The sequence below is a fragment of the Thioclava sp. SK-1 genome, assembly GCF_001705665.1.
Classification (GTDB): domain Bacteria; phylum Pseudomonadota; class Alphaproteobacteria; order Rhodobacterales; family Rhodobacteraceae; genus Thioclava.
On sequence record NZ_MDHA01000040.1, the window covers coordinates 35,020 to 61,690 of the forward strand.

A 26,671-nucleotide genomic window follows, 5' to 3' on the forward strand; every position below is an offset into this window, starting at 1 on the left:
CTTGTTAGATAGTCAGAACACAATGCCCGTGGGCATCCGAAGCAGCAGGACATTGGCCATCAGCCACCAAAAGACAGTGCAGATGGCTGCGCCAAAGATCCCCCAGATCACCCAAACACGGGCCGCGGGCCGGTCGTAATCCGCGATCACCATGATCGCGGCAAAAGCCATCAAGCTGGTCATAAGGAAACCGAGCGCCGGTATCACAAACACCCAACCCAGCATGATAACCGCCAGCGCCACGCGCCGGCTGCTGCCAGCGGCAAAAGTCAGTGACAGGCGGGCCCTGCCAGCGCGGCGCAGGTTTTGCACAATCAACAGCCCCGAGAAGACCAGAAGCGCCAACGCGATGGTTTTCGGAAAAACCGCACCCAGCATCGACATACCAGAGGCACCGGCCCAGATTGCCACAGCCAGACCGATGAACAGGACTGCAAAGCCCATGGCGGGTAAATCACGGGATCTGATCTTGGCGGTGACAGGGCTGGGGCTGTCGGCCGTTGGGCCTGCGCCACTGCGCCGTCGTGCCCTCCAGTCGCTCCACAGTGGGACGAATACTGTCAGCACTGCGGCGGCAATAATGCCCAGGCTGATCGGGCGGTTAAAGAACATCTCTGGCAGACGGCCCGATGCCGCGCCGATCAGATAGGTCTGTACGAAGCCCTGTTCGGCAATTGATCCCAGCACCAGCCCCAGCACGATCGGCGAGGGCTGAAACCCATAGCGGTTGAGCACCCATGCAAAAATGCCCAGGCACACCATCAACTGCGCATCATCGACATTGGAATGGATCGCAAAGGCCCCGATGATGGTCAATAAGGCGACTGTCGGCGCCAGCAGGCCTTTGGGCACCTTGATGATAAAGCGATAGGCATAGCGGCCAATCACCAACCCAACAGGCAACATAAGCAGGGTCGCGATCAACAGGCCCCAGATGAATGTATAGACGACATTGCCATCACTGGTGAATAGGGTTGGACCAATCTTGATGCCCTGCACCAGCAGCGCGCCCATGATGATGGCATCGGGCGGTGTGCCCGGAATACCCAGCACCAGCGTTGGAATGAAACCGCCGCCCACAGTGGCATTATTCGCCGCCTCTGTCGCTATAACGCCATCGGGATTGCCCTTGCCAAAACTTTCGGGCGCATGCGACGAACGGCGCGCCTCGGAATAGCTGACCAGACCCGCAATGGATCCGCCCGCCCCCGGCAAGATGCCGATCACCGTGCCAATGACAGAAGAGCGCAGGACATTTCCCCAACGTTTCAAGGTATGGGCCGCGCTTTCTCCAAGGCGCAACCCCCCGGTGCCCGCAGGTTTCAAATGCGGATCGGGTGACGCGACCAGATCCAGGATGACCGGCACGCAATACAGCCCGATGATCGCAGAGGTCAGATCAACCCCTGCAAGAAACCGCTGCATATCCAACGTGTAGCGCACATCACCGCCGACAACGGCCACCCCGATCATCGACAAGAACAACCCGATACAGGCGCCGATCAACCCCTTGAGCGTATTGCCGACCGACAGCGTCGCAATCAACGTCAGGCCAAATATCGCAAGCCAGAAATATTCAGCCGGACCGAAGGCCAGCGCGACCTTCGCCAACGGCGGCGCCAGCAACAACAGCGCCAGCGCGCCCACGATGCCCCCAGCCACCGACGCCAGCGTCGCCAATGAAATCGCCAAGCCCCCATCGCCACGTTTTGCCATCGGAAACCCGTCGAATGTCGTGGCAATGGCAGAAGGTGTCCCGGGCGTGTTCACTAAAATAGCCGCATAGGCCCCACCGTAAATTGCGCCCGTGTAGATCGCGCCAAGGGCGATCAGCCCCCCGGCGGGATCCATTGTAAAGGTAAACGGGACAAGCACGGCCACCGCCATGGTCGCCGAAAGTCCGGGCAGCGCACCGATCACCGTTCCCAAGATCACGCCGACAAGCGCGAGCATCAGATTGAACGGCGTCAGCGCGTCGAAAAGATAGCCGAAAATGTCCATGGATGTTTACTTGATGATGCCGAGCGCCTTGGCACCCTTGGTGTAATCTGCGATGCGGGCAGCGATGAACTCCGGCATATCTTCATAGGTGATATCGGTCAGCACAAAGCCACCGCTTTCCATCTTTTCAATGAAGGCTGGCTGCGCATTGATTTGCGACACGATATCCGAAACCGCCTTGCGGGTCTGTTCCGAAGCGGATGCGGGCACCGCAACCCCGCGATAGGCCCCACCGACGATATCATACCCCAGTTCTTTGAAGGTTGGGACATCGGGGAAGGCCGGCAGGCGCTCTTGCGAGGCGACGGCAAGCATGCGCATCGCGTCCCCTTGGCTGACACCAGAGGTCGCATAGTTGAACCCTGCCATGGTCGAGCCCCCGAGAACGGCTGTTACCGACGGGCCTGTGCCGGAAAATGGCACGTAGGTTGTGATCACATCAGCTTGCTGGTTGAATTTCACCGCAGCAAGATTATTGGATGAATTCGATCCCGATCCGGCAAAGGTCACAAGCCCGGGATTGTCCTTGGCGAAGGCCACAAGCTGATCAAGCGAGGTAAATTCGCTCTGGGCACGCACAAAGATCGCATCGGGCGTGTAGTGGAAATAATGCACTGGCGTCAGATCTTCGGTCGCATAGCCCACAGACCCCGCAAGCGGCTGCAATGCGGTATGGGGCATATTGATCCCCATGATCGTGTAGCCATCGCCGGGCAGGGAATTGAGCTGTGACCAGGCCTGCGCGCCGCCCGCGCCGGGCTGATACTGGATCACCGCCGGCACACCTGACACCTGTTCCCATTCGGTCTGTTGGTAGCGTGCGGAAATGTCGCTTTCGCCGCCTGCATTGAACGGGATGATATAGGTCATGGGTTTGGATGGGAAATCCTGTGCGGCTGCAGAAAGTGGCAAGGTCGCCAAGGCAACGGCCAAAACGGCCCGGGTCGAAATTTTCATATTATCCTCCTTTGGTTTGCGACCCGTCTCCTCCCAGGTCTGCAAGTAAACCCTAGACTAATTCACAAAATTCCTTAATTTCAGAATTGGAACATCATTATTGCGCTGGAATCACTAATGAGCGAAGGTGACCTAGGTTTTTTTGTGGCGCTGGCACGCCGGGGCAGCTTTGTCGCAACGGCCCGTGATTTGGGGCTGACCCCGTCTGCGGTTTCCCGACGGCTTGCCCGTCTTGAGGACCGGCTGGGTGTGCGACTGATGAACCGCACCACTCGCCGCGTTAGCCTGACAGGTGAAGGAGAGACCTATTTTGCCAAGGCGTTGCGGTTGCTTGGCGAAATCGAAGAGCTGGAACATTCGCTGCGCGAGGGGCAGGAAACCCCAAGCGGGCTTTTGCGGATCAATGCCACATTCGGATTCAGCCGCGAATTCATCGCCCCGACGGCAGCCGTCTATGCGCGCACCTATCCGCAAGTGGAAGTGCAGCTGGTGGTTAGTGATGCGCCGATGAACATTGTCGAACAGGGCTTTGATCTGAACATCCGCTTTGGCCATCCGCCTGTCAGCAATCTGGTGTCGCGGATGTTGCAACGTAACCGCCGTTTCATGTGTGCCGCGCCTGATTACCTTGCGCGGCGCGGGGTGCCTGAACGCCTTGCGGATCTGGCACATCATGATTGCATCGTGTTGCGACAGGAAAACGACATCTACGATATCTGGCGGTTCGACGAACGGGCGGGCGGCATCCCCTCGGTGCGGGTTGGTGGCACGCTGTCGACCAATGACGGTGAAATGGCGCGCGAATGGATGCTGGCCGGGCATGGTGTTATGATGCGCTCGGAATGGGACATTGCGCAGCATGTGCGCGAGGGGCGATTGAAACTGGTTCTGCCCGCCTATTGCCAGACCGCAAATATCGTGGCGATCTATCCGGAACGCCATCATCTGACAGCCAAGGTGCGCAGCTTTGTCGACCTGCTGGCCGAGCGGCTTCGGCTGGCGAATATCGCTGCGCCCTTTCAGGTTGACGACGCCGATATCAACAAGGCATCTGATACATAAAACACATAACTGAATGCAGGGAAGCCGCGATGGACATCGGTTTGCTGACGGATTTTGCCGAACTTGCACGGTTGCGCAATTTTTCGCGCGCCGCGCAGGCCCGCAACACGACCCAGCCTGCCTTTAGCCGGCGCATCCGCCAGCTTGAGGCGCAGCTTGGCACGCCGCTATGTGTGCGAACGACGCGCAGCGTGACCCTGACCGCCGCAGGCGTGGCGCTTTTGCCCCATGCGGAACAGATGCTGCGCCTTGCAACGCGACTGCGCGAAGATGTCACTGCCGCTGCGGGGGGGGATACCAGGCGGCTGTCGCTGGCGGCTACGCATGCGCTGTCATACACATTTGTTCCCGGTTGGATCACCCGCACCGCGTCGCCCGCTGCAATCGGAAACCTGAATATGGTTTCTGATGGACGGGACGCCTGTATGCGCCTGCTGCGCGACGGACAGGTCAGTTTTCTTGTTGCACATGATGGGATTGGCGGCATCGCAGGGCTATCGGGCCGGCAGTCCCTGACCCAGAAGGTGGGGCAGGACCGGCTTGTCGCGCTATGCGCCCCCGGTGCCGACGGTGGTCCGCGCTGGCAGCTGTCTCGCGCTGTTGCGGTGCCCTATCTGGCCTATGCGGGCGCGTCGGGTCTGTCTGCGATTTTGGCGGCGCATTGGGCGCATAATGGTGCACCTGCCGTCAACCACGCGATGCAATCGATGCTTGCTGCCACCAATATGGAAATGGCCAAGGCTGGACGCGGTGTTGCGTTCCTGCCCTGGTCACTGGCGGAAACGGACATTGCGGCAGGCCATCTGGTGCGGGCATCCACGGAGGATTGGGATGTGCCAATGCATATCGTGATCATGCGCCCGCGTGCGCGCCTGTCCCCCCATTGCGAGGCATTTTGGGACATGGTGCGCGAACATTCATGCGAAAATGGCATGAATTGACCGCCAAACGGCATTGGTTATTCATTTGGACGCGCCCTAATCTTGCCTTGAACCAAGAAGGGAGACACCATGCGTATCATCGACATCCGCGAGGTTACCAAGCCGATCGCCTCGCCCATCCGCAATGCTTATATCGACTTTTCCAAAATGACCGCCAGCCTTGTGGCGGTTGTGACCGATCAGGTGGTCGATGGGGCGCGCGTGGTCGGATATGGTTTCAATTCAAATGGGCGCTATGGTCAGGGCGGCCTGATCCGTGAACGGTTTCGCGACCGTATTCTTGAGGCCGATCCAGCATCGCTGCTGACGGCAGACGGGCAGAACCTTGACGGCCACAAGATCTGGGCGGCAATGATGCAAAACGAAAAGCCCGGAGGACATGGCGAACGCTCAGTCGCGGTGGGAACCATCGATATGGCGGTCTGGGATGCGATCGCCAAGATCGCACAAAAGCCTTTATTCCGCCTGCTGGCCGAACAGCAGGGCACAACGGCCGATCCTCGGGTCTTTGTCTATGCCGCGGGTGGCTACTACTACCCCGGCAAAGACGATAGTGCGCTGCGCCGTGAAATGCGCAGCTATCTTGATCGCGGCTATACCGTCGTCAAAATGAAGATCGGCGGTGCCTCCCTTGCCGAAGATCAGCGGCGGATCAACGCCGTGCTGGACGAAATTGGCAGCGATGCGCAGCTGGCGGTCGATGCCAATGGCCGCTTTGATCTGGAAACAGCTATCGCATATGCCGAGATGCTGCGGCAATATCCGCTGTTTTGGTATGAGGAAATTGGCGATCCGCTGGATTATCAGTTGCAGGCGGCAATGGCAGAATTTTACCCCGGCGCGATGGCCACGGGCGAAAACCTGTTCTCACATCAAGACGCGCGTAATCTGATCCGCTATGGTGGGATGCGCCCGGACCGTGATTGGCTGCAGTTTGATTGTGCCCTTTCTTACGGGCTGGTCGAATATTTGCGCACGCTAAAGGTGCTGAAAACAGCGGGATGGTCGCCGTCACGGTGCATTCCGCATGGTGGCCATCAGATGTCGCTGAACATCGCGGCGGGGCTTGGGTTGGGCGGGAACGAAAGCTATCCTGACCTGTTCCAGCCCTATGGCGGGTTTCCCGATGGGGTGGAGGTGGTCGACGGCCATATCACCATGCCCGAATTGCCGGGCATCGGGTTTGAGGGCAAATCCGACCTTATCAAGGTCATGCGCGATTTGGCGCATTAAACCGGCCATTCGATCTGTCAGCCGTAGCCCTCTACAGCGTGCGTATGCAAACATAACCGAACCGGGGCGCATCGTACAATAGGCACGAGGTGGTAAGACCTGGAACGTGGCTGTAAGGGGGGCGAAGCCCCCGATCTGGCGAAGGACCGCATGTCTGCCCAAGGGATGAAATTGCTTCTGCTGCGGCAGCAGCGGCAATCAAGATAGACCGCGACAAACAGATCGCCCATTTGCCGCGGCCTTTTTTACCGGCGTCTGAAAATCGATCCCCTTCCAACACCCCCATTTTCTGGCATTGGTTTTTGACATCGTTCCTTTGGGGCCACCAGATCCACCATGAGTATGGCGGCTCAGCAAACGCCTAGTCGGGGGCCTGCACGAGGATCTTCACATGCGATTTCTCAGTGACCAGCGCGTCAAACCCTTCTGTCACGATGTCATCCAAAGCAATCCGCTTGGTGACAAGTTGCTCGGCGCTGAAATAGCCCTGGCGCATCAGGGCCATCACGGCAGGATAGACATTACGATAGGCAATCGTGCCCCGTAGCTGACGCTCCTTCAGCACAATCGTGTTGGGCTGAAACGCCGCGTCCGTTTCCCAGATTGAGACAACCAAAACCTGTCCATCATGGCGCGTGGCATCAATACATTGGGGCAAGACACGCGGGACACCGGTGACTTCAAAGGCGACATGCACGCCGTCTGTGGCCGCGCGGATGGCTTCTACTGCATCAGTAGCGGTTGGATCAATCACCGCGGTTGCCCCAAGCTGCATCGCCTTTTCTCGGCGCACCTCCGAGGGCTCCACCACATGGATTTCACATGCGCCCGCCACGCGCAGCGCTTCAACCACCAGCAAACCGATAGGGCCTGCGCCAAACACGGCGGCTTTGTCGCCCGCCTTGATATTGGACAGGCGCACCGCATGCAGTGCGACGGCGGCAGGTTCCACCAGCGCGCCTTGTTCCATCGACAGGTCATCGGGCATCTTATGTACCATACGGGCAGGCACCACGCTATGTGTTGCAAACCCGGCCTGCCCGCCCGACAGGCCCACAAAGCCCAAATTGTCGCACAGGTTATATTTTCCCTCCAGACAGGGGGCGCAGGTGCCGCAGGCGTAGATCGGCTCAATGGCGACGCGGTCCCCGATCGACAGGTCTGTCACCCCCTCGCCCAGTTGGGTGATGATGCCGCAATATTCATGGCCCATCGTGATCGGCGCCTTGTCATGGCTAAGGGGATGATCCTCTTGCACTGGCACAAAGATGGGCCCGGCAAGATATTCATGCAGGTCGCTGCCGCAAATGCCGGCCCAGGCGACCTTGACCTTTACCTGCCCCGCTGCGGGGGTTGGATCGGGAATGTCGTCAATGCGGATATCTTTGATACCGTGCCAACGTGCTGCTTTCATTTCATTTCCTTCCGTCTTGAACTGTTGATGCCCCATCACCGATCACCGCGCGCCTTTTGCCAGCGCAAAGATCCCGCGGTGCGGTGCTTTGGGTGCGAATGGATCTGTGGTGGGGCAGGCATAGGGCGCATATGGAACGCCCTACGGCCGCCACCGGATGTGCCGCGGGGCCTTAAGACAGGTGATGCACCTCTTGCAGGCCATAAACGGGGGTGTGCAGCCCCTCCATCCGCGCCTTTAGCTGCAAGGCCAGATACAGTGAGTAATGGCGCGACTGATGCAGGTTGCCGCCGTGGAACCAAAGGTTTTCTTGCTGGGTCGGTTTCCACATATTGCGCTGCTCGCCCTCCCATGGGCCAGGGTCTTTGGTGGTTTGCGATCCCAGCCCCCAGACCTTGCCGACCTTATCTGCGACGTCTTGATTGATCAGATCCGCCGCCCAGCCGTTCATCGACCCATAGCCGGTGGCCATCACCACAAGATCCGCATCCAGATGGGTGCCATCCGCCAGTACAACGCCGGTTTCGTCGAAACGCTCCAACTGGCCTTTGACCAATTTCACCTCGCCATCAATGATCAGCTGGCTGGCGCCCACATCGATGTAATAGCCCGAGCCGCGCCGTAGATATTTCATGAACAGGCCCGAGCCATCATCGCCCCAATCCAGATCAAACCCGGCCTTTTCCAGCCCGGCGTAAAATTCTGCATCACGTTCGCGCATCTGGTCATACAGCGGGATCTGGAATTCATGCATGATCTTATAGGGCAGCGAGGCAAAGACCATATCCGCCTTTTCGGTGGTCATCCCGCTGGCCAGGGCCTCTTCGGAATACAGCGCGCCAAGGCCGATTTTCATCAAACTATCCGACCGCACGATATGGGTGCTGCTGCGCTGCACCATGGTGACATCCGCATCCGCTTCCCAAAGTGCGGCACAGATGTCATGGGCCGAATTGTTCGAGCCGATCACAACGACTTTCTTGCCCGTCCAGTCATCTGGTCCCCGATGCTGCGAGCTGTGCTGGATTGTTCCGGCAAAGCGTTCCATGCCGGGAAAATCGGGAATATTCGCCTTGCCCGACATGCCCGTGGCAAGCACGAGCTGGGTCGGGCGCAACGTTACCTGCGTGCCATCGCGGTTGACCTGCACCTGCCATGTGCCTGCGGCCGGGTCATATTTGGCCTGCGTGACTTCGGACCGGGACCAATAATTGATCTCCATCACCTTGGTATACATCTCCAGCCAATCACCGACCTTATCCTTGGGCGTGAACACCGGCCAATTGTCGGGGAATTTGATGTAAGGCAAATGGTCGTACCAGATCGGGTCATGCAGGCACAGCGATTTATACCGCGAACGCCATTGATCGCCGGGCCGGTCGTGCTTGTCCAAAACGATGGTCGGCACGCCCAGTTGACGCAGCCGCGCCCCAAGGGCAATGCCGCCCTGCCCGCCACCAATGATCACGGTATAGGGCTGTTGGCTGTAGCCCAGCTGTGCGGCCTCGTCTGCGCGTTGCTCGCTCCAGGATTTGCGGTTTTTGGCGGCGCCATGCTCTGCCCCCATTGGACGGCGCATGCCTTTCTTTTCTTCAAAGCCTTTCAATTCTTGCAACGTGGTCAGCAGGGTCCAGATGCGCCCCTCTTTCAGCCGCATCAGGCCCCACCCCCGGCCCAACGCGGTTTCAAATGTCACCCATGTGGTGATCACGTCACCGTCTTGGGTGGGCAATTCGCCGTGCTGAATGGCAAACCCACCGGGGCGGGTGTGCGGCAATTGCGCGGCAAGCATATCTTGGACGCCTGACGGACCCTCCACCGTTTTCAGGTTCCATGTCACTGCGACCAGATCGCGCCAGTAACTGTCGGTGGCGAACAGCGCGCTTGCGCCTTTGGCATCGCCTGCTTCCAGCGCCGCGTTCAGCGCATCAAGCGTTTCTTGCACCTGCGTGCTACCTGTCGAGTCGAGCATTGCGTATCCTCCTCATCAGCAATGTGATGAGCCGATCTTGACCAGGCACGGGGCGGATCTTGATCGAAATCTGACAAAAATCGCGCCGATAGGACCTGCCGCGACGCAGCATGTTGCACATGCAACGCCGCGCAACATTCTAGGCGGGGGCGCGCAACCCCTCTTTGCGGATCCGGCGCAATACCGTCGAACGATTGACCCCCAAGCGGCGCGCGGCACGGGCCATATTCCAGTTGCACGCGTCCAGAACCGCTTCCAGATCCAATTCCGCGTCGCGCAATTGCGGTGGTGCGGGCAGGTCTGGCAGATCAATCACTGTGCTTTCCGCCAGCGCGCAGGCGACATCAAGCACATTGCCCAATTCCCGCAGATTGCCCGGCCAATCGCGCGCCATCAGCTCGGCGCGGGCCGAAGGTGTCAGACGCATTTCGCCGCCGCTGCGCCGACCCAGAAAACGCTCGATCAACCAGCCAAGATCATGCCGTTCGCGCAAAGGCGGCAGTTCCAGCACCGACCCTGCCAGACGAAAATACAGCGTTGATGGGATGCTATCTTGCGACATCAGGTAGGTGGGCGCCTGACCACAGGTTGAGATCGGGCGCAGATCAGGATGCGCATCCAACAGCCCGGCCAACATGTTCGCGGTGTCACGGTTCAGGTCCTCAATCCGGCGCAGTAGCAGGGTCCCTCCTGCACCAGAGGTTGCTGCAAACGCGTCGCGCATATCCTCGGGCCGGGTTGCGGCACATTCCAGCGCGACGAACCCCGCACGACGAGAGGCCATATGGATCGCCCGTGCCAGCTTGGTCTTGCCGGCGCCGCTTTCTCCGCAGATCAGCAATGGCACAGGCGTTGGTGCCAGCCGTTCGGCCTGTGCCAGGACCCGCGTCAGCGTCGGATCACTGCCCGCAAGGGTGGCCAGAACGCCGCTGCGCACTTGCGGCCCGCTGGCACGGTGTTGAATCGGCGCACGGCGCGGGGCCTGTGGCGCGATCGCATGGCCGAAGACGGCGCCGCCATCGCCCAGTGCCACAACCCTGTCTTCTGTGGGCCGGTCGCGCATCAGGTCAGGAAGGTCATCAACGCTTAATCCCAGCAGCCCATCAATCCGTTCACCGATCACGCCTTTGCCGCGCGACAACATCCGTGTTGCAGCCCGCGTCGCCCCGATCACCCGACCAGACCCATCAAGGGCCACCGCCGCCTCCGGATCCACATCCAGAAATTCAGGGCTGCTTGAAAACCGCAGCACCCATTCCCGGCGGCTGGCAGCCATCAGATTGGCCATCTCAATCCGTCGTGTCGCGGCCGTCACCAGTGACATGGCCAGGTTTTGACTGCTTTTGGGCGCAGGAGAGCGCAGAAGTGAGATATCAAGCACCGCCGCCAATTGTCCCAGGCTGTCATAAATCGGCGCAGAGGTGCATGACAGCCCCGTATGGGCATTTCCGAAATGGTCGTCTTGATGCACTGTCACCGGCGCGCCGGTCACAATACACGCACCAACACCACAGGTGCCTGCCAGATCTTCGGACCAGTTCGACCCAAGATAAAGGCCCGCCCCGCGCAGCTCATCAAGCAAAAGATCATCCCCGAAATAATCGACGCAAATGCCTTTGGCATCGGTCAGCAGCAACACATAGCTTTGTCCCGCAACCTGCCGAAACAGGCTTTGCAGGCTGGACCGTGCAGTGCTGATCATCCAATCGGCCTGCTGGCGATGTGTGCGGAACTCTGTCTCGGTGACGATATAGGCGGGATCATTGCGCGCCGGGTCCATCCCATACAATTCGACACATCGCCGCCACGACGCATCTACATAGCTGTCACGCCCGGTCGCCTGACCGTCCAGCACCTGTGCGATTTCGTCGATATGATGATGTTTTACCATAAAGCCCTCCTCCCGTTGAAGACGATACAACTAAGAGTTGCCATGGCGATGGTGGACTTTGGTCGCAGATTTTCACGATCTCGACATTCGCTGACGGTGATGGTCGCGTGCGAATTCGGTGGCTGGTGCAGATCTCTGCGGGAATGAGTGCGATTTAACCGATACGGTATAAAATAATTCCCGACAATAATAATCAAGATTGACTCTCATTCGCGTGATGCGTAGTGAACGCCCAGCCAGATCGGTCTACGGGCCCCCAGCTTTTTCCGTAAATCATGAACCTGGGATGGCGCGGCCCGGCGTACCCCCGCACACGTTAGGAACTTGCACGATGGCTCGTTTTGCTACTTTGCGCGCCCTGCTGATGGGCAGCGCTGCGCTTTGCCTTGCGCCCTGCGCCCCGATGACCGCCTTTGCACAAGAGATGATCGCACTTGACGAAATTTCGGTGAATTCTGACCGCGCGGTCCAGACCGACACCGCCACACCAGTAACGGTGATCGATGCCGAAGAAATCGAAGGCCGTCAGGCCTCAACCATCGCCGAGCTGCTGGATTCTGTGCCCGGCGTCAATTTGGTGAATGGCACCACGCCAGGGGGATCGGCGATCAATATCCGCGGGTTTGGCGCGATGTCGGGCACATACGGCAGCGACCAATCGGTGCAGATCATCGTTGATGGGGCGTCAACCGGTGCAGAGGAGCTGTATCGGATTGGCACGCAGCTTTATACTGACCCGGCGCTGTACAAACGCGCCGAAGTGATCCGTGGATCCGTTGGGACGTTTGAATATGGCTCGGGTGCGATTGGCGGCATGGTGTTGTTTGACACCAAGGATGCGTCGGATTTCACGAACGGGCAAAACGGCGTCGCAGCGCGGCAATATCTGGGCTATAGCTCGGCCGGGGACGGCTTTGTCACTTCCACAACATTGGCATGGCAACCCGATGAAATGCTTGAGCTTTTGTTCAATTACACATGGCGCACGCAAGATGATTATGACGATGGGAATGGTGATGAGGTCGGCAATACCGCCTCTACTTTGCCATCCTATCTGGCCAAGGCGAAACTGCATTTCGGCCAAGATCGCGAACACAGCGTCACGCTTAGCTATTCGGACACGCAATCGTCGGACAAAGACGTGCCGTATAATCAGTTTTCCGATGCGGGCTGGTTTGGCAATGTGGACCGCGACATCCATTCCAAAACCGGCGTGTTGGCGTATAAATATGACAGCCTGTCCAATGATTTGATCAATGTGGATGTGATCGTCAGCCAGGCACAGCAAACCATTGATCAACAAAGCGCCACCGGGTCCAGCTCGGCGTTGTTGAATGCAGATCATGATTACAAAACCACCAAAGTCACGGTAAAAAATACGATGGAATTTGACACTGGCGCGGCACAGCACCGGCTGCGCGCAGGGGTCGAATTCATCAACAAAGACCGTCAGGATGCGTCCTCGGCACCTGGTGGCGATGACCGCCGCAAGGCGATCTTCCTGGTGGATGATGTCACCTTTGGTGGGTTTACATTCTCGCCCGCGCTGCGGTTTGAAGACCAGCATATCGACGGCACGGATTACGGCTATGGCAGCTATGACAATGATGCGCTGATGGGCGGGGCATCGCTGCGCTATGCGTTTGACAATGGTCTGTCTGTCTTCGGCAGCTATGCCTATACCGAGGGTCTGCCGATTTTGGACGATCTGTCGACGGCGGCCTATATGTCGCAATCGCAAAAGGCCGAGACATGGGAGCTGGGCATGGCTTTTGCAGGACATGATGTCTTTGCAGCCGGCGATGATCTTGCGCTGAAGCTGAATGCCTATCACACCGATGTGTCCGATATCACCGCCTATAGCGGCGTCTCGGATGTTGAGGTCCAAGGCATTGAAATCGAAGGGTCATACGCGGCGTCTTCGGGATATTTCGCAGATCTGAACGCCAGTTTTGCCAATGGATATAACCGCACAGCCGGTGCCAGCTCTGATTACTGGTCCCAGCAGCCTGCCGATCAGCTGCGCCTTGGGGTCGGACGGGTGTTCCAAGACAGCCTGCGCGTGAAATGGGAAGGCGTTTGGAACCTGAAGATGGACCGCGCGGCGACGCCCACCGACGCCAGCTTTGTGCAGAATGTATCGATGGTCTACACGCCGCAGGGCGGTGTGTTGGACGGGTTGGAAACCACCTTGGCCATCGAGAACCTGACTGACCAATATTACACGCCCCATCTTGCGACGCGCGCTGCGCCGGGTCGGACGCTCAAGGTCAGCCTTGCGAAAACCTTCTAATCCCTGTGCAGTCCGGGGGCCGCGTGCCCCCACCCCATCCCATTCAATTTTATCGGAGACAACGCATGCGTCACTCTCTTCTTCCGTTTCTTGCGGCCGGCCTGATGGCTGTGCCGGTGATGGCCCAGGAACAGGCCGGAAATGATCCCAAACCCGGCCTGGCCGGGGGCCATCGCAAGGCCGCCTTTATCGCCGCGCATGACACCGATGGTGATGGCGCCGTGGGGCTGGACGAATATAACGCCATCCGCAAAAAGCGCTTTTTTGACGCAGATGCCGATGGCGACGGGGCCTTGAACGAGGCAGAGTATGTCGCGGAGTTCCAATTGCGGCTGGATCAGCAATATGCCGATCAGGGCCGCACGCAAGGCGATGAACGCTATGCGGCGTCAATGAAACAGGCGCATGTGCGCTTTGCCATTGTGGATCGCTCGCGCGACGGGTCGCTGTCATGGGCCGAACAACAGCTTGTGGCGGCGTCCTCTTTCAACGGGCATGATACCGATGAGAATGGCGTTGTGGATGCGGCTGACCCGAAGCCCGTGCGCGAGGATCAAGACGATCAGGACGGCCCAGACGCGACTGCTGACACGGCTTCGGCGTCAGATGAGGTCTCGAATTAAATGCGGGCTGCGCGGCGTTTTTTAACCCTCGCAGCAGGCGCGGCACTTGCCCCTTGGACAGGCCAGGGGGCATTGGCCGCGCAGGTGCAGCTGGATGTCACCTTTCCACAGATTGATGCGGTCCCCTATTATCGCCCCTATCTGGTCGCTTGGCTGGAAACTCCGGCAGGGCCGCAGCGCACCGTTGCAACCTGGTATGACACCCGTTTGCGCGATGATATCGGCACGGGGTTTTTGAAAAACCTGCGCCATTGGTGGCGTGCCACGGGCAAGGATCTGGACCTGCCCATTGATGCCATTGCCGGTCCCACACGCGGCCCGGGCAGCCATGCGCTGATTTTGTCGGATCAGGCTGCGCCCTTGGCGGGGCTGGCACCGGGCCAATACACGCTGGCGGTTGAGGTCGCGCGCGAAGACGGCGGGTCCGATCTGGTGCGGCTGCCGTTCGATTGGACCGGGTCTGCGGTGGATACCACGGCTCGGGGCGGGGCAGAGCTTTGCTCTGTGCGCCTGCGGATCACCCCCTAGGATGGGGGGCGTGGCGGATCATTCACATCCACGCGGCAGCCGCGGGTGGTGGCTGCACCACCTGCATGCGTGGCATTGGCTGACGGGGGCGGCCAGCCTGTCGATCCTGATCTTCTTTGCGCTGACGGGGATCTTGTTGAACCATCCTGGCTGGGTGCCTGCCAACACCACGCGCGCCCAGCAGATGCTGACGGTGCCGGCGGATGTGATGTCCGCCGTGGCGGCTGCGCCGACCACGGGCACCGGCCCGCTGCCGACCGCGCTGGCCCAATGGTTGCAGCACACGGCGGAACTGTCAGTGGCCGGACGGATGGCAGAGTATATCGGCACCGAAATCTGGATTGATCTGCCCCGCCCCGGCGGCAATGGGCTGGTTGTGATGGATCGCAACACCGGTCAGGTTGAGGTTGAGCAGACCCGAAATGGCTGGTTGGCCGTGGCGATGGATTTGCACAAAGGCCGCGACAGTGGCGCAATCTGGTCCTTGATTATCGATGCTTTGGCGGTCTGTGTTCTGTTGTTCGGGTTCAGTGGCTTGGGGCTGTTGATCGCGCATGCTTCGGCCCGGCCTGCGACATGGCCGATGACACTGGGCGGCATCGCCCTGCCCGGTGTTTTGATCGTGCTATGTGTGCATCTATGACCGCGCCAACGCGCTATCGCGCGGCGGGGTTGTCCCCCTGTGATGCAACAACCTTTTCCGCTGCGCATGCCGCGCCGCTGGTGTTAATTGATCCCAGCATACCGCGTGATATGGCCCAAAGCGGTATGACACGCGCAACGGCGCGCGGTCAAACCATGGGCAGCTTTTGGCGGGTGCATGTCTGGGGTGCGCCGTATCTGCCCGACCCGGCGCCGATCGTCGCACAAGCCTGTCACGACACGATTGCCCTGTTCAGCCCCTGGCGGCGCGACAGTGCATTGTCACGCTTTAACCATGCCGCGCGGGGATGGCATCAGGTGCCCGGCGATGTGCTGGCACTGTTGCGCCGCGCCATCGCGATCTGCGACGCAAGTCAGGGCCGCTTTGATCCAAGCCTGGGCCGGTTGAACGATCTGTGGGGCTTTGGCCCCTCTGGTCGCGTCACCCATCCGCCGGCACGCGGCGCACTCGCGCAGGCGCGCGCGGCATCGGGCCGGCACCAATTGCGCATCCGCGACGATGGGTGTCTGTGGCAACCCGGCGGGCTGTGGCTGGATTTCGGCGGCATGGCCAAGGGCTGGGCCGTGGACCGCGCCAGCGCAATGCTGACAGCGGCCGGGTTGCACGTGCATCTTATCACCATCGGAGGAGAGGTCGCGGCCCATGGCCTGTCCCCCGAGGCCCAACCGTGGTGGATCGCGCTGGACGCTCCGCCCGGTGCAGATATGACGGCCATGCGTGTGGGGCTGCATCACGGCGCATTGGCCGGATCAGGTGATTGGGTGCGGCGCTGTGGCCCATTGGATGGCGGCTGGTCACATACGCTTGATCCCGACACCGGACGGCCATGCACGGGGGCTGTGACGGCGGTTCATGTGGCCCATCCCAACGCCGCGCTGGCCGATGCCTGGGCAAGCGCCTTGATGGCAATGCCTGCGGATACGGTGCTGCGCGCCGCCGCCGATAATGATCTGTCGGCAGTGATATTGATGCGCCAACCCGGTGGCGACGTGACGCGCCATCTGATCGGTCTGGACGCATGGCAGGAGGACAGCGGATGGATCTGTTGATCCTTAGCCCGGCGCGCCTTGTGCTGGCCGGGCTGATCGTGCTGGGCTGGACGGTGATCGTTTGGCGCGCAAGGGGGCGGTATGCGCGGGCGCCGGGCGATACGCTGCAGGCCGATCAGCTGGTGCTGTATGCATCAAAGGGGGGGTTGGCCGCGCGGCTGGCGCAAGAGCTTGCCATGGCGCACGGGCTAAGCGCCCTGCCTTTGGGGCAGGTCACGCCGCAATGTCTGACGCGCCTGCGCCGGGCGTGGTTCATCGTGTCCACCGATGGTGATGGTGATGCGCCCGAAAATGCCCGCGCCTTTGCCCGCGCGGTGCAAACGGACGGCCCTGACACCGATCTGCGCCATCTGCACTATGCGATGCTGGCGTTGGGTGACAGTGGCTACCCCCGGTTTTGCGGCTTTGGCCGGCAATTGGATCATTGGCTGACGGGCTGCGGTGCGCGCCCGACCTTTCCACGCATCGAGGTCGATCGCGGCGCACCTGCCGATATTGCCCGCTGGCAAATGGCCACCACAGCCACCACAGCAGCCAGCGCCAATACCGCGACATTGCGGCACCGCGAACGGATCAGCCCGCCATGCGATCTGGACGCGGTCTATCGCTTGGTGATCGACCCACCACCGGCAGTAACATGGTCGCCGGGCGCGATTTTGGATCTGGATCTGCACATGCCTGATGGCACGCCGGCGCAGCGCAGCTACTCTGTTGCGTCGCTGATGCAAAGCGGTGAGATAGAGCTGCTGATCCGCCATCGCCGCGATGCGCAGGGTCATCCGGGATTTGCCTGTGATTGGTTGACGCGGGGCCTGCCCATCGGGGGGCGGCTGGCGCTGCGCCTGCGCGCCGGGGGGCATGACAGGGCGCTGGCACATGCGCGGCGCAGGGATCGCCCCTTGTTGCTGATTGCCACCGGCACCGGGCTGGCCGCCGTTACTGGTCCGCTGCGCGCGCATCTGACCCAAAGCCGCGCGCCCGTTTGGCTGATCCATGCCGAGCGCCACGCCCCAATGATCCCCCATTTGGCGCTGCCCCAAGCCGGGCAGCTGCGCGTGGACACCGTCTTGTCACGCGCGAACCCGCCGCGCCGTTTGCCCGACTGGTTGCTGCAAGAGACCGACGCCTTGCGCAGCTTTTGCACCGATGGGGCCACGATCTTGATCGGCGGTGGACGCGCCCCCGGTCAGGCCATTTTGAACACGCTGACACAGATCCTGCCGCCGGGTGCGGCGGACGCGATCCTGACCGACCTTTACTGACATCATGAAAGGACAGCCCATGCTGATATCGTCTTACCTGAAATGCACCACACTTGCCGCCACGCTGGCGTTTGTGCCATCTTTCATCGCGGCACAAACTGCCTTTGCACCGCCGACCGATTTCACCGGGCGGATGCAGATATCGTCCACCGACGATGGCGCGCCGATCTTTCCGGGCAGCCGCGTCAGCCTGCGCGGCAGCGGCTATACGCCGGGCCAAAGCATCGTGTTGCAACGTGGCACACAGGTGTTGACGCAAACGCCGTTGCTGGTGGATGCGCAAGGCGCGGTGGCGTTTGAACTGTCGCTGCCCGATGATGCGGCTGTGGGCATGCACCCGGTTGTGATGCTGGGCCAGACGCCTGATGCGACACAGATTTTGGATCTGAAAGTGTCCCCTGTGGTGGCGCTGCAAGGCGGTGATCGCTTTGACCAGATGGCGGTGACATCGCCCGTCGCGGGGCTGTATCAGCTGGATTACAGCGCGAAATCCGGCGCGGTCTTTGTCACCGCATCGGCGTTTACCCCGCCACAATCCGCGCTGATGAAGCTGGACCCGACCACATTGCAGGTGCTGGCGCGCACCGATCCCGCCCCGTTCACCGCCGCGTTGAAATCGGGCAAGGGCGGACGGTTTGCCGATGGTCCTGTGGGTGTGTTTGGTATTGGTCTGGACGACAGCCGCGACCGGGTCTGGGTGACGAACACCCCCGCCAACAGCCTTGCGGTTTACGACAGCAATGACCTGTCCCTGATCAAGCAATTCCCTCAAGATGAGGTATATCACAGCCGTGAGGTTCTGGTGGATGAGGCCAATGGCCGCGTCTATGTGACCTCATCCGCGACGGCCAAAGTCTATGTATTTGATGCGCAGACGTTGGAACCTGTGAAGATCATCGAAATTGACTCGACGCTGCGCGGCGAAGATTTCTATGTGATGAATATGGCCTTGGATGCCACGGGCGGGCGGATCTTTGTCTCTAGCCGCGCCACAAGCGAAGTCGCGGTGATCGACACCACTTTGGGCGAGGTCACGCAGGTTTTCGCAGTGCCCGATATGATCCATGCGACCGGCATTGCCTATGGCGACGGGCGGCTGTTTGTCGCCGGACAAGGGTCTGATAATCTGGCGATTATTGACCCAGCCGATACCAATGTCTTGTATAATGTGCCCGTGGGTGCCGGTGCGCTTAGCGTGGTATATGACGATACAAACGGGCGTGCCTGGGTGGCCAATCGCGGGGCCGGGACGCTGACAGGCGTGGATGCCGAAGGCAAGATTGTCGCGGTGCTTGATATTGGAAGCCTGCCCAATGATGTCGCCATCGGGCCAGATGGCGCGCTCTATACCACCAATAAATCGCGCGGCGCACAAGACGCCACCGGCGACCGCATCACGGTCATCCGCGCGAAATAATCCCTATGCCAGCGGGTGGGGGCGCAGGCGCGTCCCCCCAACCCCCCGCGCGCGGAGCATGTGGCCGGGCATGGGCCACTGCGCGCTTAGCACCGGCTTTAAGAAAAGAATGGCTTATGGGACAATCGCCAAGGCAATGGGCCACATGGTGGTGGCCTGCACTGCCTTGGCGGATGTGTCATGCAGCGCGTGGATCAGCGCGACGGCGCCTCCGACCAGATGATTTTGTCGCGCGCCCCCAAAGTGGCGCGTGCCTCGCTCACCTGCGCGGCCCCAATCGGTTCCGCCGCATTGCCCCAAGAATTGCGGATATAATTCAACACATCTGCAATATCTTGATCATCCATCTTCCATGCGAAAGACGGCATCCCCGCCCCGGTTGGCAACATATGGCTATGGGCGGCACGCGCCCCTACCAGCACTGCGCGGATCGGGTTGGTGGCATTCTCACTTAACAAGGCATGATTGCCCGCAAAGCCGGGCGCCAGCGCCTTGATCCCTTCCCCCGACAGCCCATGACAGGCCGAACAGTTGACCTCATAGCTTTGCGCTGCCGCTTGCATCGCCGTATCGCTGGCAGGAATTGGTGCGGGTGCCACCGCAGGCGATCCGGGCAAAGATTTCAGATATTGCGCCACGGCCAGCAGGTCGTCCTGTGTCATATATTGGGTGGAATCCTCGACCGCTTCGGCCATGGGACCGGCGGCAAAGGCCACCCCATCTGACCCGGTTTTCAGATAGCGCGCCACATCTTCTGTTGGGGTGTCACCCAAACCGACATGCGGGTTAGAGGTGATTTCCGGCGCAAACCAGCCATCCACCACCGCGCCTTGCATATGGCGCGATGCGATCTCGCCGCCCAATGCATTGCGCGGCGTATGACAGGCGGAACAATGTCCCGGCCCCTCGACGATATAGGCGCCGCGGTTCCATTGGGGGGACTGCGTATCATCGGGGGTAAAGCCGCTATTGTCGAAAAACAATGCGTTCCAACCCGCCATTGCCAGACGAATATTAAACGGGAAGGACATGCCCGCATCTTCATCGACATTATGGCTGATCGGTGTCAGCGTCGACATATAGGCCCACAGATCATGCATGTCCTGATCGGTCAATTTGGCATAATCAGTGTAGGGCATCGCAGGATATAGCATCCCCTTTGATCCCTGCCCATGACGCATCGCGTTGAAAAAATCACGTTCGGTCATGGTGCCGATCCCGGTATCGGGGTCGGGCGTGATATTAGAGCTGACCAAGGTCCCGAACGGTGTCCCGACCTGATAGCCGCCGGCAAATTCGCCTGCATCACGGGTGTGACAGGCGGCGCAATCGCCCAGCCGCATGATGTAATTTCCCCGCGCGATTGCGTCCTCATCATCGGTGGTGAATTCGGCCAGCGTGACCTGATCATCGGCCACCGCAGACCGGGAGGTATTAAGCGTTTTCCACGCCCAGCCCCCGCCCCCGATCAGGGCCAGAACAACCACGCCAGCGGTGATACGAAACGCAATATGTTGAATGGCTGACATCTGTTATGCCTCCACCAATGGGCCGGGATTATTGACATAAGTCTGATGAATGGCACGCGCGGCGCGGATGGCCAGCGCCCCAACCGTCAGCGTCGGGTTATAGCCACCATTGTTGGGGAAGGCCGACGCCCCGACCGAAAAGACATTGTGGCAATCCCAGCTTTGCAAATAGGGATTCAACGCCGATGTCGTGGGATCGGCCCCCATTTCCAAACCGGCGATTGTATGAGAGGAATGCTGCTTATACGGGTTCCAGCTTTCAGCGGCCTGATTGTCGCTGCTGATTGCCTCGCCTCCGGCCTCTTGCATGGTCTGCGTAGCTTTCTGGGTCGTCCAGGCGGCCATTTTGCGGTCATTCTCGTTCCAGTCAAAGGTCAGGCTTAGAAGGGGCTGGCCATGACGGTCTTTGTAATTTGGGTCCAGGGACAGATAGGCGCCGCGCGTGGGCATAGAGGTTCCTTGAACAAAAATATTCGCGGCCTCTTGATAATCACGGGCATAGGCCTGTTTCCAATCACTGCCCCAGCGTTTGTGGCCCGGGCGCAAACCGTTCATGTTCTGGATTGGACGACCATTGGTGGAATACCCCATGATCCCTGCGCCGCCGATGAAATCCAAATCGCTGTGATCGAAATTATCGCCGTTGAAATCGTCGATCTGCACCCCCAGCGCGCCACCGCCGATGAACGGATTCATCTTGGCCCCTGAAAAGAAGCCTGACACCGAAGCACAGGTTTGATAATTATAGTTGCGACCGATCGTGCCGCGCATCGTCGCAGGGTCATATTGCTCCCCGATTTGCGACAATAGCATCAGCCGGACATTGTCCATCTGATAGGCGGTGATGCAGACGATATCTGCGGGCTGGAAGAAGGTCTCGCCGTCGCGGGTGACGCAATTCACCCCGGTGACGGTCTTGCCATCTTCATGTTTGACCGCATGCAGAACCTCTGTTTCCGTCAGAACGGTGAAATTGGGGCGCCGCATCAACGCAGGCAACACACAGGCCTGAGGCGAAGATTTTGAGAAATTCCCACAGCCGTGGAAATCGCAAAAACCACAATAGGTGCACGGCCCCATCGTGACGCCAAGCGGGTTCACATAGGCTTGCGAAATATTGCCCGCCGGGATGGTGAACGGGTTATAGCCCATAGACTGCGTGGTTTCGCGATAGATCGACATCCAATGGGTGTCTTTCAACGGCGGGGTCGGGTATTCGCGCTTGCGCATCCCCTCAAAGACATTGCCGCCGGGAACCTTTTCACCGTTCAGATAACCGGCCTTGCCAGAGGTGCCCGCGATCCGTTCAAAACGGTCGTAATCGGCCTCCATCTCCTGATAGGTGACGCCCCAGTCTTGCAACAACAGCCCATCGTCGCGCAGCCCTGCAAGGCGGCTTGCGCCATAGCGGTCAGCGGTTTGGCTTGCCACCTCAAAATCCCAAGGGGTAAAGCGCCATGACATTCCGGCCCAATGGGTGCCTGCACCGCCGACATTCCAGCCGAATTGATAGGCCGACCAATTGCGCACAGGGGCGGCGGTTTGGCCGCTGCGGTTGCGAAATGTGGTGGTTTCCACGCTCATGGGCTGCAGCAGCTTGCGCCGAGTGTGCCAGCGCAGCTCATCTGGGTCCACAGCAGGTGGGAAATCGGTCGATGTATCGCGCCATGCGCCACGTTCGATGGCCAGCACATTCAGGCCAGCGCGGGTCAGCTCCTCGGCCATGACCGAGCCTGCCCAGCCAAGACCCACGATCACGACATCCGCCTTGGGGCGTGTATTCGCCATTGTTCTCTCCTTCGGGATCAGTCGTTAGGGATCAGGGACACGGGCGACAGGTTCAGCGCCTCGCCGCGGCGTTCCACATAGGGACGGTAATCATAGCGCGCGCCAGGAAAGCCGATCATTTTCCACCCCGCCATATCGCGATTTCCGCCATAGATCGGATCCGCCAGATAGCCCTCTCGGGTGTTTTGCAGCATCAGTTCAAAGAACGCCTGACCATTGACGCCTGCGCCAAGGTCAATCGTGCCCGCCTCTAGGCCGGTCAAAATCTCGTCGATCTGGTCGGGCGACAGCGCGTGAAACGCGCCCCCCCATGTCGCCTGCGCATAGGCCTCCAGCGCCTTTAGCCCGCTGTCATAGCGTTCGCGCGGGGTGCTTAAGAATTGTGGCGCCCCCATGATCGCTTCTTCATTTTCAGGATGCAGTGGTTTTTGCAGATACAACGCCGTGCCTGCGCCGTAATCACCCGCCAGCTGATCGTCGATAAATTCCAGACAGCCGGCCTCGCTGGCCGATGGGCCATACGCATCTGCCGGGATCAGCCGATCGATAACCGCATGCAGCGTCTTGCGGTCCGTTTCATCGGTGAAAACGCGCAGCGCGCCGCCCATACGGGGCTTGGGAAGGTGATCAGCGCTTAGCGCCGTATGGGTTGGATATCCCTTCATCTCTTTGGCGCTGGCGGCAACCCCTGTCGACGCCACCATAGCACCCAAAGAGAAAAGGGCTTCTCTGCGGTTCATGACAAATTTCTCCTGCATGATGTCAAGGCGCTGGTCCCGTCATCGTGGAAACGATCGGGAACCGCGCGCGAAAAACCGCCCAACGTCACGCCATGACAGCCAAAAACATCCGGGGCGGGCAAATTGCACCGCCCGTGATATCTTGTGCGATATGGCGGAGCACCCAGGGCCGCAACCGCCCAAACGAACCCAAGACCGCGGCCATGTGCGAAGGGGTCACCATGACGGTTTTTGATGACGGTCTGCGCGTGAGTTGCACAAGGGCTGCGCATGCTCACGCGGTTCCATCGCCCGGAAGCTGGGTGTAAGACGGGCGCGAACTTACCACCGAAAAAGAGGCGCATAATGCGCAGTACAGTGTCAGATCTGGCCCGTGAATCCGGTGTCAGCGTTTCAACGATTGAACGGATCATCAGCGGGCGCGGAACGGTCAAAACCTCGACGATTGAACATGTTTTGAACAATGCTGAACGGATTGATTTCTATGCGATCGGCTGGGCGGGTCCACCCCGCGCAAACGCTTTGGATTTTTGATCCGTGTGCAAGAACGACAATTTTACGCGCAATTGACACAGCGCCTGCAAGACGAGGTATCGCTAATCCGCAAAATCGCGGCGGAAAGCGTTATCCATCACGTCTCGCCGGTGGATCCCCACCAGATTGCTGCGGCGCTACATACGCTGGCGAAAACCTGTCATGCAATTGCTGCGGTGATGATTGATCATCCCATTATCAATCAAGCCATTGATGAGCTGCGCACGCGTAATGTCCCGGTGATTGCGCTGCTATCAGATGTCTCCTCGCCGGCGCTGGCGGGGTCGATCGGGGTGAATGATTGGCAGATCGGGCGCTGTGCGGGATGGTTCATGGATCGGCACATGTTGCCTGCGCCCCGCTACGCGGTCATCAGCGGGCATGACATGTTTCGCTGTCAGCAAACGGCCGATGCGGGGTTTCGAAGCTATATCAGCAGTGAGAAGGCGCAGGCCAGCGTGTTGCCCACGTTTTTTTGCAATGAAGATGACGCAACCGCCTTTGATCTGACCCAAGGCCTGTTGGCGCAAACCCCTGCCATCACGGGTGTGTTTGTAAGTGGCGGCGGCATTGACGGCGTGCTTGGCGCACTGGAACGCCACAGGGGGCCAAAACCATTGGTCGTCGCGATTGATTGAGACCACGCCAAAGGTACGCCGGGCTTTGGCAAATGGCACATTAGAGGCAATCTTGGCCCATCCCAGCCAAGAAAGCGTGCCCGATCTGTTACAGGCTATGATCACGCTGTCGCTGCGCCCGGCACAGCCTGCACCCGTTTCAACCACCATCCCCTTTCGCATTTTGCTGAAAGAAAACCTGTAACACCCCGCACACAGCCATGATCGCGGCAACATTGCGCGGGGCTGAACCATATGGCCCGTCTGCCCTGGATGGAAACGACGCGCTGATGGGGCGCGGATGCGCAGGGCCGATACCTTGACACGGACACGGGCCTATTGCCCCAATGTCAGCCGCACAAGGCCAAGGCTGATCACCGGCACATAGGTGATCGCCAGCAGACCCAAAATCACCGTGACAATCGGCCAAACCAATGCGGGAAAAATCTGTTGCACCGGTATCCGCGCCACTGCGGCGGCGGCAAACAAATTGACCCCCAGCGGCGGCGTGAACATCCCCAAAGCCAGGTTCACCACGATCACTATGCCAAAATGCACCGGATCAATGCCAAAGGCGATGGCGACGGGCGTCAAAATCGGGGCCAGCACCAAAATCGCGGCAGAGGTTTCGATAAACATCCCCACAATCAGCAGCAATATATTGATCCCCAACAAAAAGGTCAGCCGTGAATGGAACGTATCCCTGGCCCAATCGCCCACCGCATCGGGCAGGCCCGACAGGCTGATCAAAAAGCTGAACAACGATGCGGCAGCGATGACCAACATCACCACCCCAGATGAGACGGTCGCATCCCGAAACAGCCGGGGCAGATCGGACCAGCCCAGCTCTTTATACACAAACAGCCCCAGCACCAACGCATAGATGACAGACACGGCCGCAGCCTCGGTCGGTGTAAACACCCCGCCATAGATCCCGCCGATGATGATTACCGGCATCATCAACGCCCAAAATGCCTGTCGAAACGCGGGCCACAGCGGGCGCCTATCCGCGCCATCATGGTCGCCCACGCCGCGCACACGGCACCAGATTTGCACCATTACCACCAAACCCGCAGCAATCATCAGCCCCGGCACCAACCCCCCCATGAACAGCTGCGTGATCGATGTCTCGGTTGACACTGCGTAAAGGATTAACGGAACCGAGGGCGGAATGATCACGCCCAGCTCGGCCGAAGACGCCTGTATCGCACTGGCCATCGCCACCGGATAACCGTGGCGCACCATAGCCGGGATCAAAATAGAGCCGATGGCAAATGTTGTCGCCACCGATGACCCCGAAATGGCCGCAAAGATCATACATGTGATCACACAAGAACAGGCCAGCCCGCCGCGCATCCCCCCGATGATGGATTTCACGAATTCAACGAGGCGATTGGAAATCCCGCCATGGGTCATCAACACCCCGGCCAGGATGAAAAACGGCACGGCCATCAATGGGAAACTGTCAAGGCCGGTGAACATTTTCTGCGGCACGACCAGCAACGGCAGGTTGGAAAAAGCCTTAATCGAGATCACCGCCGCCAATCCGATAGAAATGGCCACGGGAACCGACAGGCCAAACAGCACGATCAGGCTCAGGACAAGGGCTGCGTTCATGTTTCGGGTCCCTCTGTTCCAAAATGGCGTAGCAAAACACCGGGGACCGCCATCGCCGCCCCAACCGGCAGGGCATAGTAAAATACCGACATCGGCACATTCAGCATCGCAACACGCTGCATCTGCACGCGTTGGGCCATCGCCACGCCATACCACAGCAACACGCCCAGAAAGATCAGCGTCAGAACCGTAACCAGCCGGATCACCCAAACCTGCCACCGCGCCGTTAACAACGAGCGTAAGAAATCAATCGGGATCATCGCGCCCAATCGGAACCCTGCGGCAGCGGCCAAAAATGTGGACCAGATGACCAGGCCGCGCGCCAGCACCTCGGACCACACGGCGGCATCGCCCAGAATGAACCGGGTGATGACCTGCACAAAGACCAGCACAACGGCCAAAGCCAGCAATAGCGCCGACAGATTATGCGCCAGCCGCACGATGGCCTCAGCGCCCCGCGATAGGATCGTCATTGTCAGACCTCCGCTTTACCCGGGTTATCGGGGCGCATTGGGGGCCAGCACAGCGACCGCCCCCTG

The 26,671-nt window shown here is 59.7% G+C and carries 23 protein-coding genes; 13 read left to right on the forward strand and 10 right to left on the reverse strand.

From position 1 onward, the window contains the following. Positions 1-12: 12 nt before the first annotated feature. The gene (locus BFP70_RS09045) at positions 13-2,001 is read right to left on the reverse strand and encodes a tripartite tricarboxylate transporter permease (protein ID WP_066011053.1); all 1,989 of its coding nucleotides are present in this window, start codon (positions 1,999-2,001) and stop codon (positions 13-15) included. Positions 2,002-2,007: 6 nt separating this feature from the next. Beyond that, entirely contained in the window at positions 2,008-2,958 is a 951-nt protein-coding gene (locus tag BFP70_RS09050; protein ID WP_066011054.1) for a tripartite tricarboxylate transporter substrate binding protein, read from the reverse strand. 117 nt (positions 2,959-3,075) lie between these two features. On the opposite strand from BFP70_RS09050, the gene BFP70_RS09055 reads away from it, so the two are divergent. The 3 genes from BFP70_RS09055 to BFP70_RS09065 all read left to right on the forward strand — a co-directional run bounded on the left by BFP70_RS09055 (position 3,076) and on the right by BFP70_RS09065 (position 6,194). Then, a complete protein-coding gene (locus BFP70_RS09055) occupies positions 3,076-4,020 on the forward strand; it encodes a LysR family transcriptional regulator (RefSeq protein ID WP_066011055.1) in 945 nt (314 codons plus the stop codon). A 29-nt stretch (positions 4,021-4,049) separates the two neighbouring features. Then, entirely contained in the window at positions 4,050-4,961 is a 912-nt protein-coding gene (locus BFP70_RS09060) for a LysR family transcriptional regulator (protein ID WP_066011056.1), read from the forward strand. 69 nt (positions 4,962-5,030) lie between these two features. Then, a complete protein-coding gene (locus BFP70_RS09065) occupies positions 5,031-6,194 on the forward strand; it encodes a mandelate racemase/muconate lactonizing enzyme family protein (RefSeq protein WP_066011057.1) in 1,164 nt (387 codons plus the stop codon). 361 nt (positions 6,195-6,555) lie between these two features. Here the strand turns inward: BFP70_RS09065 and BFP70_RS09075 are convergent, their stop codons facing one another. From BFP70_RS09075 to BFP70_RS09085, 3 genes are all read right to left on the reverse strand, one after another. Next, on the reverse strand, positions 6,556-7,608 hold the full coding sequence (locus BFP70_RS09075; RefSeq protein WP_066011165.1) for a 2,3-butanediol dehydrogenase: 1,053 nt from the start codon (positions 7,606-7,608) through the stop codon (positions 6,556-6,558). Positions 7,609-7,780: 172 nt separating this feature from the next. Further along, positions 7,781-9,580, reverse strand: a complete 1,800-nt coding sequence (locus BFP70_RS09080; protein WP_066011059.1) for an NAD(P)/FAD-dependent oxidoreductase — start codon at positions 9,578-9,580, stop codon at positions 7,781-7,783. A 139-nt stretch (positions 9,581-9,719) separates the two neighbouring features. After that, positions 9,720-11,471 (reverse strand): sigma-54-dependent Fis family transcriptional regulator, encoded by a 1,752-nt coding sequence (locus BFP70_RS09085; RefSeq protein ID WP_066011060.1) that lies wholly within the window; start codon positions 11,469-11,471, stop codon positions 9,720-9,722. 331 nt (positions 11,472-11,802) lie between these two features. Between BFP70_RS09085 and BFP70_RS09090 the strand changes: the two genes are divergently transcribed. The 7 genes from BFP70_RS09090 to BFP70_RS09120 all read left to right on the forward strand — a co-directional run bounded on the left by BFP70_RS09090 (position 11,803) and on the right by BFP70_RS09120 (position 19,307). Then, positions 11,803-13,764, forward strand: coding sequence for a TonB-dependent receptor domain-containing protein (locus BFP70_RS09090; RefSeq protein WP_218059661.1), 1,962 nt, complete (start codon positions 11,803-11,805; stop codon positions 13,762-13,764). A gap of 65 nt (positions 13,765-13,829) precedes the next feature. After that, entirely contained in the window at positions 13,830-14,387 is a 558-nt protein-coding gene (locus BFP70_RS09095; RefSeq protein ID WP_066011061.1) for a hypothetical protein, read from the forward strand. Further along, positions 14,388-14,915, forward strand: a complete 528-nt coding sequence (locus tag BFP70_RS09100) for a DUF2271 domain-containing protein (RefSeq protein WP_066011062.1) — start codon at positions 14,388-14,390, stop codon at positions 14,913-14,915. Between the two features lie 10 nt (positions 14,916-14,925). Then, positions 14,926-15,558 (forward strand): PepSY-associated TM helix domain-containing protein, encoded by a 633-nt coding sequence (locus tag BFP70_RS09105; RefSeq protein WP_176715534.1) that lies wholly within the window; start codon positions 14,926-14,928, stop codon positions 15,556-15,558. Continuing rightward, the gene (locus BFP70_RS09110; RefSeq protein WP_066011068.1) at positions 15,555-16,628 is read left to right on the forward strand and encodes an FAD:protein FMN transferase; all 1,074 of its coding nucleotides are present in this window, start codon (positions 15,555-15,557) and stop codon (positions 16,626-16,628) included. The genes BFP70_RS09105 and BFP70_RS09110 overlap by 4 nt, the downstream gene beginning before the upstream one ends. Beyond that, complete coding sequence (locus tag BFP70_RS09115) at positions 16,616-17,890, forward strand: NADPH cytochrome P450 oxidoreductase family protein (RefSeq protein WP_066011072.1); 1,275 nt, start codon at positions 16,616-16,618, stop codon at positions 17,888-17,890. The genes BFP70_RS09110 and BFP70_RS09115 overlap by 13 nt, the downstream gene beginning before the upstream one ends. 19 nt (positions 17,891-17,909) lie before the next feature. Next, the gene (locus BFP70_RS09120; RefSeq protein WP_066011074.1) at positions 17,910-19,307 is read left to right on the forward strand and encodes a YncE family protein; all 1,398 of its coding nucleotides are present in this window, start codon (positions 17,910-17,912) and stop codon (positions 19,305-19,307) included. A gap of 194 nt (positions 19,308-19,501) precedes the next feature. On the opposite strand, the gene BFP70_RS09125 is transcribed toward BFP70_RS09120, so the two are convergent. The 3 genes from BFP70_RS09125 to BFP70_RS09135 are packed head-to-tail and all read right to left on the reverse strand — an operon-like array spanning position 19,502 to position 23,364. After that, the gene (locus BFP70_RS09125; RefSeq protein WP_066011076.1) at positions 19,502-20,836 is read right to left on the reverse strand and encodes a cytochrome c; all 1,335 of its coding nucleotides are present in this window, start codon (positions 20,834-20,836) and stop codon (positions 19,502-19,504) included. Positions 20,837-20,839: 3 nt separating this feature from the next. Further along, positions 20,840-22,624: a GMC family oxidoreductase gene (locus BFP70_RS09130; RefSeq protein ID WP_066011078.1), complete on the reverse strand. Its 1,785-nt coding sequence runs from the start codon at positions 22,622-22,624 to the stop codon at positions 20,840-20,842. 17 nt (positions 22,625-22,641) lie between these two features. Beyond that, a complete protein-coding gene (locus tag BFP70_RS09135; protein WP_066011080.1) occupies positions 22,642-23,364 on the reverse strand; it encodes a gluconate 2-dehydrogenase subunit 3 family protein in 723 nt (240 codons plus the stop codon). Between the two features lie 345 nt (positions 23,365-23,709). Here BFP70_RS09135 and BFP70_RS09145 point away from each other — a divergent pair, with 345 nt between their 5' ends. The 3 genes from BFP70_RS09145 to BFP70_RS09155 are packed head-to-tail and all read left to right on the forward strand — an operon-like array spanning position 23,710 to position 24,720. Continuing rightward, a complete protein-coding gene (locus BFP70_RS09145) occupies positions 23,710-23,898 on the forward strand; it encodes a LacI family DNA-binding transcriptional regulator (protein WP_066011086.1) in 189 nt (62 codons plus the stop codon). A gap of 32 nt (positions 23,899-23,930) precedes the next feature. Next, positions 23,931-24,536, forward strand: a complete 606-nt coding sequence (locus BFP70_RS09150; RefSeq protein WP_176715535.1) for a substrate-binding domain-containing protein — start codon at positions 23,931-23,933, stop codon at positions 24,534-24,536. After that, complete coding sequence (locus BFP70_RS09155; protein ID WP_066011093.1) at positions 24,529-24,720, forward strand: hypothetical protein; 192 nt, start codon at positions 24,529-24,531, stop codon at positions 24,718-24,720. Before BFP70_RS09150 ends, BFP70_RS09155 begins: the two co-directional genes overlap by 8 nt. 131 nt (positions 24,721-24,851) lie before the next feature. Here BFP70_RS09155 and BFP70_RS09160 read toward each other — a convergent pair whose 3' ends face one another. Both BFP70_RS09160 and BFP70_RS09165 read right to left on the reverse strand, forming a co-directional pair. Next, positions 24,852-26,132: a TRAP transporter large permease gene (locus BFP70_RS09160; RefSeq protein ID WP_066011095.1), complete on the reverse strand. Its 1,281-nt coding sequence runs from the start codon at positions 26,130-26,132 to the stop codon at positions 24,852-24,854. After that, a complete protein-coding gene (locus BFP70_RS09165) occupies positions 26,129-26,605 on the reverse strand; it encodes a TRAP transporter small permease (protein WP_066011097.1) in 477 nt (158 codons plus the stop codon). The genes BFP70_RS09160 and BFP70_RS09165 overlap by 4 nt, the downstream gene beginning before the upstream one ends. Positions 26,606-26,671 lie beyond the last annotated feature (66 nt).

Coding starts and splice junctions, on each gene's coding strand:
- BFP70_RS09045 (WP_066011053.1), bottom strand. CDS start 2,001: ATGGACATTTTCGGCTATCTTTTCGACGCGCTGACGCCGTTCAATCTG.
- BFP70_RS09050 (WP_066011054.1), bottom strand. CDS start 2,958: ATGAAAATTTCGACCCGGGCCGTTTTGGCCGTTGCCTTGGCGACCTTG.
- BFP70_RS09055 (WP_066011055.1), top strand. CDS start 3,076: ATGAGCGAAGGTGACCTAGGTTTTTTTGTGGCGCTGGCACGCCGGGGC.
- BFP70_RS09060 (WP_066011056.1), top strand. CDS start 4,050: ATGGACATCGGTTTGCTGACGGATTTTGCCGAACTTGCACGGTTGCGC.
- BFP70_RS09065 (WP_066011057.1), top strand. CDS start 5,031: ATGCGTATCATCGACATCCGCGAGGTTACCAAGCCGATCGCCTCGCCC.
- BFP70_RS09075 (WP_066011165.1), bottom strand. CDS start 7,608: ATGAAAGCAGCACGTTGGCACGGTATCAAAGATATCCGCATTGACGAC.
- BFP70_RS09080 (WP_066011059.1), bottom strand. CDS start 9,580: ATGCTCGACTCGACAGGTAGCACGCAGGTGCAAGAAACGCTTGATGCG.
- BFP70_RS09085 (WP_066011060.1), bottom strand. CDS start 11,471: ATGGTAAAACATCATCATATCGACGAAATCGCACAGGTGCTGGACGGT.
- BFP70_RS09090 (WP_218059661.1), top strand. CDS start 11,803: ATGGCTCGTTTTGCTACTTTGCGCGCCCTGCTGATGGGCAGCGCTGCG.
- BFP70_RS09095 (WP_066011061.1), top strand. CDS start 13,830: ATGCGTCACTCTCTTCTTCCGTTTCTTGCGGCCGGCCTGATGGCTGTG.
- BFP70_RS09100 (WP_066011062.1), top strand. CDS start 14,388: ATGCGGGCTGCGCGGCGTTTTTTAACCCTCGCAGCAGGCGCGGCACTT.
- BFP70_RS09110 (WP_066011068.1), top strand. CDS start 15,555: ATGACCGCGCCAACGCGCTATCGCGCGGCGGGGTTGTCCCCCTGTGAT.
- BFP70_RS09115 (WP_066011072.1), top strand. CDS start 16,616: ATGGATCTGTTGATCCTTAGCCCGGCGCGCCTTGTGCTGGCCGGGCTG.
- BFP70_RS09120 (WP_066011074.1), top strand. CDS start 17,910: ATGCTGATATCGTCTTACCTGAAATGCACCACACTTGCCGCCACGCTG.
- BFP70_RS09125 (WP_066011076.1), bottom strand. CDS start 20,836: ATGTCAGCCATTCAACATATTGCGTTTCGTATCACCGCTGGCGTGGTT.
- BFP70_RS09130 (WP_066011078.1), bottom strand. CDS start 22,624: ATGGCGAATACACGCCCCAAGGCGGATGTCGTGATCGTGGGTCTTGGC.
- BFP70_RS09135 (WP_066011080.1), bottom strand. CDS start 23,364: ATGAACCGCAGAGAAGCCCTTTTCTCTTTGGGTGCTATGGTGGCGTCG.
- BFP70_RS09145 (WP_066011086.1), top strand. CDS start 23,710: ATGCGCAGTACAGTGTCAGATCTGGCCCGTGAATCCGGTGTCAGCGTT.
- BFP70_RS09160 (WP_066011095.1), bottom strand. CDS start 26,132: ATGAACGCAGCCCTTGTCCTGAGCCTGATCGTGCTGTTTGGCCTGTCG.
- BFP70_RS09165 (WP_066011097.1), bottom strand. CDS start 26,605: ATGACGATCCTATCGCGGGGCGCTGAGGCCATCGTGCGGCTGGCGCAT.